We start from the raw sequence: 12824 nt of genomic DNA, 5'->3' as shown, positions 1-12824 counted from the left end.
ACCATTAGTTGTTTTTCAGGGCTATAAGGCTTTCCAGAAAATATATAGCCGAGAGAGTTAAACCTGCATCTGGCTCTTTACAGGCCGCTCATCGCCCAATAATACACCCCATTGCCTATAATTTTCGCTGCGGTCAAACACTATTTTTAAAATAGATAGCACCGGCATCGCCAGGAACATGCCCGAAAGCCCCGCCATGCTTCCGCCAACGATAATACCAACAATGGAAACAAGCGGATTAATTTTCACCTGCGACCCTACGATACGCGGCATTAAAATATTGTTATCCAGAAATTGTACTACTGTAATAGCTCCCAATACAATCAGCACATCTGCAATACTATCTGACGAAGCGAGCGTTAACAGCACACCCAGAATATTGCCGATCAGGGCGCCCAGGTACGGGATCAGGTTCAGAAAAGCGAAGATAATACCAATGAGCAGTGCATTTTGAATATCGAAAAACCATAATAGGCCACCTAAAAGAATAATGATATAGGTAATCTGTATCAGCAGCCCTACAAGATAGCTTTTAACCATTTTTTCAGTTTGCCTTACAGCTTCCTCCACATTCAGATAATCCTCTTTTTTAAACCACATCAGCAGAAATTTCAAAAAAAGGTTTCTGTATAGAATGATCAGGTAGATATAGATCGGCAATAATCCAATAAATATAACCATGCCAGACAAAGATCCAGCCGCGCCGCTTAAAACTCCGCCTAAAGAACTGAATAACTTTTTGCTTTGCACATTAATGAATTTCACTTGCTCTGCCGGGGAATATCCAAATGACTTGCTAATCCAGATACTTAGGTCATCCAGGTGTTTGGCCACGGTACGTTGAATCTGCGGAAAATCATCTACCAAAGCACCTATCTGACTGGAGAACAGCCAGATGATCAGCGCCACGATGACCGTTAATAACAATATTGGCAAAAAAACCGCAATAACCTCCGGCACTTTTAACTTCCTGAAAAAACGAAAGACGGGTAAAAGTACCAAGCTGAAGAAGAACGCCATCAACAAAGGCATAATGATCGTATTTCCAGCTATGATGATGGTTCCTAAAACAAACAGGCCAATTAGTTCTATGGCCCGTTTCACGGTTACCGGCATTTTGTTTACCATGGGAGCAGTTTTACACTATTAGGAGCGCGCTTTTTTATTACCCAATATAAGCCTTTTATATCGGTTTCCCATTTCGGAATAATAAGTACGTGCGATTCCTCTAACAAATCAAGGATGGTTAAGCTGACAATAATAATGTCAAAAGTAAGGGAGCCGTCGATAACCTATAAACGGTAATGGCATTTACTATATAATAACTCCGTTATGCTTGAGGTTGACAAGTATAACGCTATTCAATCATTATCATTTCTCTGTTTTAAAGGAGATATCGTATCAGTTCTGATTTCCGAATGCCTGATTTGTCCGCCTAAATAGCCAGTTCTTGCAATCAGTCCAAAGCTTATCAAGGATACAGTAAGCGCTATTAAGGCTACACGCCTAACCTGTGACGTATTTTTCAATGTTGCAAAAAGCCCAATCAGCGAAACCCCGCCTGTAAGTATTAAAGCGATAAGATACCAGGGCGGACTCCTCATGATCTTCAATGAGATGTTTTGATATTCCTTTTAAATGTTCAATTGTTTCTTCAGCTCCCTCGCCGGTCGCATAGGCAATACCGGCACCAATTGCTGAGACGATCAAAACATTATAAGCAGCGATCAGTGTATCTTTGTTCCTTTTCCATATCCCATGGATCAGTACAAATGCACCCAAAGCCGTACCAACGATAGGCAGGTGGGTGATCAGCAGGTGGATGTGTGTTTGGTTTATGACTTTTTTATCAAAGGTGATCAACTAACAGCACTGTTTAAATAGCAGTAATCAAGCTAATAAATGATCTTAATCATTTATTGTCGGGTAATGAACGGATAGCTTTACAATCTAAAGAATTACGCCATGAAGATGATTCTAATGCTCACTGACTTTTCGATAAATGCAAACCACGCCGCAAAAACCGCCGCAAAAGCTTTGAGGAATTTAAATGCAGATATACTGCTTTACAACACTTATTATGACCACCCTATACTTCCTACATATGCCGGTGGCCCCTGGGTGGTAGAAGAATTCGTTTTTCGTAAAGATGAAAGCGCGGCACGACTGGGCCAATTGGCTATTCAACTAAGGCATATTATTGCAGATCTAACTACAGAAGGCATTGAACCTAAAATTGATTATCAATTTGGTGAAGGTTCACTTGGCAGAAATACGGCGGCGGTTATTCAGGAGAATAATGTTGACCTTGTTGTAATAGGCAGTAGTACAGATAGTTCTTTAGACCACTTGATCTTCGGCAGAGATACGATGCAGGTGATAGATCATTCGTCCTGTCCCGTATTGATCATTCCGCCAACAGCGGATTTAGCCCGGCTAAAAAAAGTAACGTTAGCCACGGCTTTCGACATGGCCGATATCAATGCAATCAATTACCTAACCGGCTTACAAAAACAGTTACACTTTCACCTGGAAATTGTCCATGTATCCGCCATAGAAGAGGAAGGCGATCCTGTAAAAGAAAAGGCTTTACTTAATCATATCGAAGCAATCAAACAGGATAATATAACCTTTCAGGAAATAAGGGGAAAAGACGTGATTAAACGATTAAATAGGTTATGCAAAGATAACGGATCGGATATACTTGCACTTGTTCATTATCAAAACTCTTTTTTGTCGGGGCTGTTTGACAAGTCTACAACGGTGGCCGCTTTGGACAACCAGCATTTACCTCTGATGGTCATTCCGGCTGAAATGGTCTGATCAACTCGTAACTAACTATTAGCTGATCAAATAAATGGCAATAAATAATTTCGATATACAGGGCCTGAGCAAACAGGAAGTACTTGCGGCGAGATCTAAATACGGAGCGAACAGCCTTTCGTTTAAGAAAGAAAACGGATTTGTTAATGCGTTGATAGGATTGACAAAAGAACCGATGGTCATCTTATTGTTAGTTACCTCATGTATTTATTTTATCAGCGGAAAGGCCGGCGACGGTATTTTTTTAGCTTCAGCAATTGTACTCGTATCAGGCATATCTTTGTATCAGGACTCCAGAAGCCGGAATGCACTCGAAAAATTGAAGGATTTTTCGCAACCCAAATGCAAAGTGATCAGGCACGGAGAAGTTTTAGAGGTAAAAAAAGAAGAGCTTGTTATTGGCGACAGCCTGATGGTAGAGGAAGGCACTTTTATTACTGCTGATGGTATTATTGAACATTCCAATGATTTTTCAATCAACGAAAGCATTCTTACAGGCGAATCCCTGGCTGTTTTTAAAGACAAATCCTCTGCAGACAATCTAATTTTCAGTGGCACAACAGTAGCAAGCGGACTGGCCATTGCAACCGTAACGGCAATAGGTAATCAAACACGATTAGGTAAAATTGGCGGGAGCCTGGAATCTATAGCGGAAGAAAAAACACCCCTGGAAATACAGATCAGCAATTTTGTAAAGAAAATGGTGATCGTGGGGGTTATTGTGTTTCTGACGGTGTGGGGAATAAACTATTTTCATTCGGCAAATATCTTAGACAGTCTCCTTAAGGCGCTTACACTGGCCATGAGTATCCTGCCCGAAGAGATCCCTGTTGCGTTTACTACTTTTATGGCGCTGGGCGCCTGGCGGCTTATGAAAATTGGGGTCGTTGTTAAGCAAATGAAAACAGTGGAAACTTTGGGCAGCGCATCGGTTATATGCACTGATAAAACCGGCACACTAACCGAGAATAAGATGAGCCTGGCGAAAGCGTATGTCCTGAGGGAAGATTGCATTTATAATCTTAATGAAAAGCTATCTGCCGGCGCAGCAGCAGAGCTAATCGCGCTTGCCATGTGGGCCAGCGAACCGATCCCTTTTGATCCGATGGAAGTTGCCCTGCACAATGCCTACGCCCAGACCGATCTGGCAGATGAGCGTCCGGATTATAAAATGGTCCACGAATATCCGCTGGGCGGCAAGCCGCCGATGATGACCCACCTTTTTGAAAATGAAAAAGGGAATCGCATTATCGCAGCCAAAGGTGCACCCGAAGCATTGATCGGCGTCAGCAACCTAAATCAAATCGAGAAAGAACACGTGACTGCTGCAATAGCGGCTTTGGCTATCGAAGGTTACCGGGTATTGGCCGTAGGAGAAGCAAATTTTGTGGGAAGTGATTTCCCTGCTGCACAGCAGGAGTTTCATTTTGCATTCAAAGGGCTGGTTGCATTTTATGATCCGCCCAAGAAAAATATTACCGCTGTATTACAGGGCTTTTACAAAGCTGGTATCAAGGTTAAAATCATCACGGGCGATAACGCAGAAACTACCGGCGCTATCGCGAAGCAAATTGACTTCCGTGGAGCAGACCAATGCATCAGCGGAGACATGCTGATGCAATTGTCAGAACAGGAACTTAGGGAGAAAGTGAAGAAAGCCAACATTTTTACCCGCATGTTCCCGGATGCCAAGCTAAAGATCATCAATGCATTAAAAGCCCAAAATGAGATAGTAGCTATGACTGGAGACGGAGTTAACGACGGCCCCGCACTGAAAGCGGCGCATATTGGCATTGCGATGGGAAAAAAGGGCACAGAGATAGCGAAGCAGGCTGCCTCATTAATTTTATTGGAGGATGACCTTTCAAAAATGGTTGATGCTGTAGCCATGGGCCGGCGTATCTACACCAACCTAAAAAAAGCCATACAGTATATTATTTCCATTCACATCCCTATCGTATTAACGGTATTTATACCACTGGCCTTAGGTTGGATTTATCCGAATATTTTTTCACCGGTGCATATTATTTTCCTGGAACTGATTATGGGGCCGACTTGTTCGATCATTTATGAAAACGAGCCCATAGAAAAGAATGCCATGTTGCAAAAGCCACGTCCGTTCAGCACTACTTTCTTTAATTGGAAAGAGTTGGCGACCAGCATAGTACAGGGGGCAGCCATCACAATCGGAACACTCGCGGTCTACCAATATGCCGTAAGCAAAGCAGCAGATGAACAACTGACCCGTACCATGGTATTTACCACCCTGATATCGGCTAATATTTTGCTCACCTTAGTCAATCGTTCGTTTTACTACTCGCTGCTTACAACTATCAAATATAAAAACAACCTTGTACTCCTGGTTATCGGGCTTACAATCTTTATATCATCGTCACTCATATATATCCGCCCATTAGCAGTTTTCCTCGGTTTCAACTCGCTAAATATGAGTGACCTGGTGATCAGTATAATTATAGGGTTTACCTCCGTCATTTGGTTCGAGCTTTATAAAGCATGGTTACGTAAGGACTCAGATGTAAAAACCTCGTGATAGAAAGTACGCTGATCGTACATTAAAATTTTGAAACAGGTACTTTAGGTGGAGAATTAAACCTGATGACACTTCTTATCAATTGATCAAGACATGATCTTCTTTTTCATCTTACCTGTTATAGTAGCATCGGGTTAAATATTTCTCAGAGAATTTACAGCTTCATTGTGCCGCTTGCCACCACCTTCGTTTTTCCTTGCTTAATAACCTGTCTATTCCCTGCAATACTTGCGCCTAAGGAATTTGGCATACTTCATAAACAAACATTTGGAAATTCATTTTTTTGTCTAAATTTGAAATAGAAAAATTTAGACAAAATGAGTTATTCCATTTCTGATCTTGAGCAATTGTCAGGTGTTTCCGCCCATAATATCCGTATTTGGGAAAGGAGGTACCAAGCATTTACGCCTTCAAGGACAGCCGGGAATACGCGCTTTTATAATGATGACCAGCTAAAGAAATTATTGAACATAGCCGGACTTTACCACGCGGGCTACAAAATTTCTAAAGCCTGCGCGTTAAGCCGGGAGGAAATGAGCAAACTACTCCAGACTGAGATAGATAAAACCCGGCCCGCGCGGCATAAGCATGAGTATTTCATTTCTCAGATCATCAGCAATGCACTAATTTTTCACGAGTATGCGGTAAATGAACTTATAACCAAATCATTCGAGCAGAATGGAGTTTTAGGAACCTATAAATTCGTGATATACCCCATGTTGGTCCGTGCCGGTTTAATGTGGCTGAACAATTCGCTTTGTCCATCACAGGAGCATTTTCTTTCGTCCATCATCAGGCAAAAGCTATTTTCAGCAATCAATGATTGTTTGGAGCAACAGCAAAATAGCAAACCGTTATGGATGCTATTTTTACCGGAAGACGAAGATCATGATATTGGTCTCCTCCTTGCAAGCTATATGTTGCGGACTGCCGGCCATCGGGTGATTTATTTAGGTCCGCAGGTGCCCCTGTCGGCTTTAAGTCATGCGGTTGAAAGTACGCAACCTCAGAACCTGCTTTTTTTCATAACACGTGTAAGGCCAATTGCTAATGCACAGGCATATATTGACCAGCTCGCGTTTACTTTTCAGTCTGTTAAAATATACCTATCTGGCAACAAACAAGTTATAAATAGCGTTCACTTCCCGAAAAACGTGTATTGGTTGGAAACGCTTCCGGATTTTGAACAAATAATAGCGCTGGCTGTATGAGCAAAAAGAAACGAAAAGGCTACAAGATACCAAGCACTGATATCGCGGGATTAAGCGCCGCGGCCTACCTCTTTTTGCAGGACACCCGAGCGTACCAGAACAAGGTGCTCCGTCGACCAGCGTTTATGGCAATGTTTCAATACATCAATTATTAAACTATCTGAAAATCTAATCGATGAAAGAAAAATTTGACCGCCTTTCTGCCGAATGTAGTGAACTGGCAACACGCAGGTACAGTACCAGCTTTTTTCTGGGCATCAATTTTCTTGATAAAGAATTGCATAAGCCTATTTATGCCATCTATGGCTTTGTCAGGCTTACTGACGAAATCGTAGACAGCTTTCATAATTATGACAAGCGTGAATTACTAAATAAATTTAGAAAGGATTGCTTTGAAGCGATAGAGCTGGGTATCAGCCTGAATCCCATCCTTAACGCTTTCCAGGAAACAGTTAATAAATATCGTATAGATCACCAATTGATTAACCAATTTCTGCATAGCATGGAAATGGACCTGGACGACCAGCTTTATGATCAACAAAAATTTGAGGAATATATCCTTGGATCTGCTGAAGTGGTTGGCCTGATGTGCTTATACGTGTTCACAAACGGCAATAAGGACAGTTACGAAGCTCTTAAGCCGGGAGCCATGCGCTTAGGCGCGGCCTTTCAAAAGGTAAATTTCCTGAGAGATATCGGCGCGGACTATCTTCAGCTCAACAGAAGCTACTTTCCGGGGATTGACCTTAAGCATTTTTCCGAAACAGATAAAAAGAAGATAGAACAAGAGATTGAACAAGACTTCAATGAAGCGTTGAAGGACATCCGAAAGCTACCAAAATCTTCCCGCCGGGGCGTCTATTTGGCTTACCAGTATTACCGCGAGTTGTTTAAAAAGATTAAGCTTGCGAGCGCCTGCGTGGTTTTTTCGAAAAGATTCAGAATTTCTAATGGCAGCAAGCTTATATTGATATTCGACACTTTGCTTAAACACCAGCTCAATTATCTTTAAGAACCGTTTTTCAGATGTCCAATTTTTCAGAGGTGTGTCTTATAGCGTTATCAAGATCGTCTGTGGAAGCAATCAAATAGCTCATACGGCTATTATAATCATAGTGATCTATTGGCAAAACCAGGTTTATATTAAGAGGCCGGATCAAAATAAATTGATGCGGCCTCGCTGTCTAACAATTATTATTTAATAACCGGGATTCTGCACCAGTTCGGGCGAATTCCTGTCAATTTCGGGTTGCGGAATCGGCCAAAAGTCATAGTTATCAGCATATTTGGTTTTTACATTCGGGAATAAAGGATTTTGCACAAAGCCGTTCAGCTTCTGTGTTGCGATCCCCCATCTTCTTAAATCGAAATAACGGATTCCTTCCAAAGCGAATTCAACTCTTCTTTCATGACGCACCTTTTCTCTGAACTGGGCTTGAGACAAGCCGGCAGCAAGGTCGGGCATGTTAACCCTTTTCCTAACCAGGTTAATTGCGCTATAGGCACTTGCATCGGGGCCTGCTGCTTCATTCTGTGCTTCAGCATACATCAGCAATATATCTGCATAACGTAATAAAACAAAGTCATTATCTCCTTTTGCTCCGTAGTCAGGATCTACAAGTGTTGGATCAAGCCATTTTTTTACGGCATAGTAACCTACTATCCATGAATCCTTTCCGGGCTGGGCAACGGCATATGATCCTGTAAATGGCCATCCCTGCGCTTTGGTATCACCTGGAAAAAACAGGGTCATCCGCATCCGGGGGTCACGATTATCGAACGGTTTCCCCTTTACATAAACTGCAGATGAGCTTGTGTCCTTACCATCGGCAGCTTCATACTCGTTAACCAAATCCTGGGTTGCCAATTCTCCTTTCCAGCGTTGTAAAGGAACGCTGATGCCATTATCCTGATGCGACAGATTTGGCAGCTGGTATTTAACCGAAAACATGATTTCCGGGCTGCTGTTCTGCGCAGGTTTATAAAAATTTGAAGGATAAGATGGGTTTAACGAAAATCTTCCGCCTGCAATAATGGCGCTGGCCAAAGCGGCGGCCTCAGCGTATTTTTTTTCAAATAGCAATGCCCTCACCTTATAACCCTGAGCTGTAGCTTTAACAGCATGTCCGTTGCCATAAGCAACATCCGGTAAACCGGCTATAGCCTGGTCGAGGTCTGCCTCTACTTGTTTCAAAACATCTGCCCTGGTAGATTTGGCCATGTGTTTCTTATAATCCAGTGTAAACGGATCGGCAGTAGTGATGATCACATTTCCGTACAAGATTGCAAGCCAGTAATAATTAAACGCACGCAGAAAATAGGCTTCTGCCTTGTATTGTTTAAGTTTATCGCCGGTAAGTACTTTATCTACGTTTGCCAAAAAATAGTTAACAGAGGCTATAGCAGTATAATTATTTACGTAATAAGAAGACTGATAAAGATTATAAGTATCAAAAACGCCGGGGGATAAACCAGATGACAGCGCACTGGTGCCGCCACCATAATTATATTGCCCGTAAGAATTATCGCTAAAATTATCCCATGCAACTACCTCATATTGAGATGTGGAATAGCTCCCTCCCTGTGCATATAAGAAATTGTAACAGCCTGTTAACGCCAGGTCGGCATCACTTTCTGACTTCCAAAAATTTTGGGTTGAAAGTTTATCCGGTGGGTTAAGGTCAAGGGAACTTTTCTTGCAGGATACCAGCATGACTACCACCGTCATGAGTATGAATATATACTTATTATAAAGTTTCATAATCTTTTTCTTTAATAAAATTTAAAGTTTAATGGAGGCTCCAAAGGTTATAGTTCTGTTTTGCGGATAAGTAACGTAGGTTCCGTCTCCTACCCGTTCCGGATCAAGTCCCGGATATTTACTTATAGTAAATACGTTATCAGCAGCTACAAAAACCCTCAATGATTTTATCGACACCTTTTTCAGCGCAACTAAAGCGAAATTATAACCCAGCTGCAAGCTTTTAAGACGAACGAACGAGGCATCCTTTAAGAAATAAGTAGAAGGATAATTTTGCACGGCGGAATAACCATCTGCCACATAAATCTTAGGCATTGTATTGGTGTGGTTAGTTGGAGTCCACCGATTTAACCAATCTGTTGTTGGCACAGAACCTTGCCTGAAAGGTTCAATTCCCCAACCATTAACATAAGCCTTTTGGCCTTGAGAACCATATAGCTGAGCGCTAAAATCAAACCCCTTATAAGCAGCGCCGATATTAGCCGAATATTGATATGAAGGGAATCTGCCGCTCACATAAGTTCTGTCATTGGCATCTATTTTACCGTCGCCGTTAACATCTTTTATCTTCAGGTCGCCGGGAGTAGGTGTAACCGGTTGTTTAGGCGAATTGTCAATCTCCTGCTGACTTTGGAATATTCCGTCCCACACGTACATGTAGTAAGCATCCAGTTCATGTCCCTCTTGCCTGATGGTGTGGTCGCTGATATCTTTCGATCCATACCTTTCAAGCTTGTTTTTATAGGTTTGAAGATTTACCCCTATCGAATAGGAAAAATCCCTGCCAATCCTGTCGTTGTATTGAAGAGCAAACTCGAAGCCTTTATTACGAAGCGCTCCGTCATTAATGGTTGGTGCGTTTAAACCAATGTAGAATGGCACCTGCGAGCTTCTCAAAATATCAAAAGTATATTTATTGAAATAGTCGGCCGACAAAACAAGTTTGTTATTTAAAATGGACATATCGAGACCAATGTCGCCCACCCGGGTAGTTTCCCAGGTCAGGCTTGGATCAACCAGGGTATTTGCGATGAACCCGGAGGAAACAGAGCCGCCAAAGGCATAATTAGCGCCCGACAAAGTTGACTGATATGGATAGGTTCCGATATTCTGATTGCCTAACTGCCCCCATGAACCACGGATTTTAAGGTCATTTAACCAGGAAACATCCTTCAGGAAATTCTCCCTGGAAACACGCCAGCCGCCGGAAAATGAGTAGAACGTTCCGTACCTTGTGTTTGAAGGCAAACGGGATGTTCCATCATATCTGATGTTAGCGCCCAGTAAATATTTGTCCGCATAATCATAATTGGCACTGCCGTAAAACGAGCTGATTGCCCATGCCGATGACGTGCCGTTGTTGGTTTGCCCATCGGAAGGTCCTGCATTCAGTTCCCGCAGATAATTTGTTACATATTGGGTACGGGATGCATTGATGTTACTGGCATTGTTTTTTTCCCGCTGATAACCGGCAAATGCAGAAAAATTATGAAGTCCAAGGCTCTTTTTATAAGTCAGCTGACTATAATATACCGTATAAATATTATCTGAATTGCCCACATTTAAACCCGGCGACCCGTCATCAAGATTACCCGCAGGAGACATATCACTATAATAATATGTAGGAATTACCGGCCTGAAGTCATTGAATTTATAGTACCCATAATTAAATCCACCTTTGTTTTCCCAACGCAAGCCTTTAAAAAGATCGATATCCAGGGATAGGTTGCCTTGCAAATAATAATCGTTACCACGCGTTCTGATGTCCTCGCCTACAATAGCTGCGGGATTTTTATTACCCTGCTCATTGGAGTATGCTTTTTTTATCCATCTGCCATCTGAACTTTGGGCAGGATATAATGGTGATTGGGCCAGTGCTGAAAGAAATTGGTCGCTTGCGCCATTTTCAGGAGTCAGTTTTCTGCCGTACCGCATCTGTATATCCGATCCAAAAGTGATCCGTTTATTTAGTTTTGAGTTTAAACCCAGTGAAAACGTATATTTTGAATAATCAAATCCCCGCATCACACCAGGCTGGTTCGTGATCCCTACGCCAACGCTATATGTTGTACTATCCTTACCTCCGCTCATGTTCAGGTAATGGTTTTGCGTATAGGCTGTACGAAAAATATCGTTCAACCAGTTATGATTGGGGTACTTTACCCTATCGGTTGCGTTTTGATACAGATTTATTTGATCCTGCGTATATAAGGGTGCAAGTGAAGAGTTTGTACGCGCCTCATTTGACAATTGCATATACGTTGCCGAGTTAGTGATTATGTCAGGGAGCTTAGTTGCTTTGGAAACACCCAGATTATATGTATACTGGATAGCCAGACTACCGGCCTTACCTCTTTTGGTTTTTACCACAATTACGCCGTTGGCACCCCTTGAACCGTAGATGGCGGCCGAAGAAGCATCTTTTAATACAGATATTGATTCAATGTCGTTAGCATTCAATACATCAAGACTTCCCGGAATCCCATCAACAATGATCAAAGGATTAGATCCGGCCCCACTGAAAGTACCAACGCCCCTGATTGTTAATTGAACATTTTCGTTTCCAGGTTCTCCTGAACCTTGAACCACCTGTAAACCAGGTAACTTTCCTTGCAGCAACGCCGTGGGCGAAGTAGCTACTCTTTTATTAAGCTCATCGCCGGAAACTGTAACCACGGCACTGGTTAATTTATGCCTGCTTTGTGTGCTGTAACCCACAACAACAACCTCGTTCAAGGCCTTGTTTTCTTCCTGCAATTGAATATTGACAACTTTTTGACCATTTATCGCCACTTCGCGGGTTACATAACCCAAATAAGTGACAACCAGCGTTGCGTTATAATCGGGTGCATTTATCGTATAATTACCCTGGCTATCGGTTGCTACTGCCGCAGTTGTTCCCTTTACCTTAATGGTAACCCCCGGTAACCCTGCCCCCAGGGCATCAGTAACCTTTCCGGTAATCTTCACGTCCGCTACATCCGGTTCGTCGGTTTTATTTTCACTATTTTCGGAACCGGTGTCGGCAGAGGTTCGCAGTTTTTTGAGGATAATTTGATTATTAACTATTTCAAATCCAATACCATTAGCAAGAAAAACCTGCTCCAATATCGTTTTTAAATCTTTCTGCCCTCCGGCAGTGGTCACTTTTCTTTGATTATTTAAGGTTTCTTTGAAGTATACAAACTTAACGCCCGCTTTTTTTGAAAGCATATTAAGAAAAGACTTCATATCCATATCAACAGCGGCGATATCAACCTTGCGGTCCAGGACTCCCTGCGCGCGCGTGGTGCCGGCTACCGATACACCTGCAAATATGATGGCCAACAAAATCTGGCAACAGGATAACTTCATAATTTTATACCAGTTGATCGATATTAGTAAATTAATATTCATACATTAGTGTGTTTTATTTGGTAAAAAAATGAGACAAAAACGCCCCCGCACCTCTACGAAAGGTGTGTAATGCTACACGGCC

Annotated in this window: 8 protein-coding genes; 4 read left to right on the top strand and 4 right to left on the bottom strand. The window is 42.3% G+C overall.

The features are described 5' to 3' along the window. Positions 1–57 precede the first annotated feature (57 nt). The gene (locus ABIC84_RS03605) at positions 58–1128 is read right to left on the bottom strand and encodes an AI-2E family transporter (protein ID WP_429262690.1); all 1071 of its coding nucleotides are present in this window, start codon (positions 1126–1128) and stop codon (positions 58–60) included. A gap of 378 nt (positions 1129–1506) precedes the next feature. Further along, entirely contained in the window at positions 1507–1863 is a 357-nt protein-coding gene (locus ABIC84_RS03600) for a hypothetical protein (protein ID WP_429262689.1), read from the bottom strand. A gap of 102 nt (positions 1864–1965) precedes the next feature. Here ABIC84_RS03600 and ABIC84_RS03595 point away from each other — a divergent pair, with 102 nt between their 5' ends. From ABIC84_RS03595 to ABIC84_RS03580, 4 genes are all read left to right on the top strand, one after another. After that, positions 1966–2823: a universal stress protein gene (locus ABIC84_RS03595; RefSeq protein ID WP_429262688.1), complete on the top strand. Its 858-nt coding sequence runs from the start codon at positions 1966–1968 to the stop codon at positions 2821–2823. A 34-nt stretch (positions 2824–2857) separates the two neighbouring features. Then, on the top strand, positions 2858–5374 hold the full coding sequence (locus ABIC84_RS03590) for a cation-translocating P-type ATPase (protein ID WP_429262687.1): 2517 nt from the start codon (positions 2858–2860) through the stop codon (positions 5372–5374). 317 nt (positions 5375–5691) lie between these two features. Continuing rightward, positions 5692–6585 carry a MerR family transcriptional regulator gene (locus ABIC84_RS03585; RefSeq protein ID WP_429262686.1) on the top strand — a complete coding sequence of 298 codons (894 nt, stop codon included), beginning with the start codon at positions 5692–5694 and terminating at the stop codon, positions 6583–6585. A 175-nt stretch (positions 6586–6760) separates the two neighbouring features. Next, complete coding sequence (locus ABIC84_RS03580; protein WP_429262685.1) at positions 6761–7597, top strand: phytoene/squalene synthase family protein; 837 nt, start codon at positions 6761–6763, stop codon at positions 7595–7597. Positions 7598–7783: 186 nt separating this feature from the next. Here the strand turns inward: ABIC84_RS03580 and ABIC84_RS03575 are convergent, their stop codons facing one another. Next, positions 7784–9346 (bottom strand): RagB/SusD family nutrient uptake outer membrane protein, encoded by a 1563-nt coding sequence (locus tag ABIC84_RS03575; RefSeq protein WP_429262684.1) that lies wholly within the window; start codon positions 9344–9346, stop codon positions 7784–7786. A 21-nt stretch (positions 9347–9367) separates the two neighbouring features. Further along, entirely contained in the window at positions 9368–12700 is a 3333-nt protein-coding gene (locus tag ABIC84_RS03570; protein WP_429262683.1) for a TonB-dependent receptor, read from the bottom strand. Between the last annotated feature and the right edge of the window lie 124 nt (positions 12701–12824).

The sequence above is a fragment of the Mucilaginibacter sp. 3215 genome (assembly GCF_050433785.1).
Classification (GTDB): Bacteria; Bacteroidota; Bacteroidia; order Sphingobacteriales; family Sphingobacteriaceae; genus Mucilaginibacter.
The sequence above is the reverse complement of the archived record's forward strand: the minus strand, read 5'-3'. Positions and strand labels throughout refer to the sequence as shown.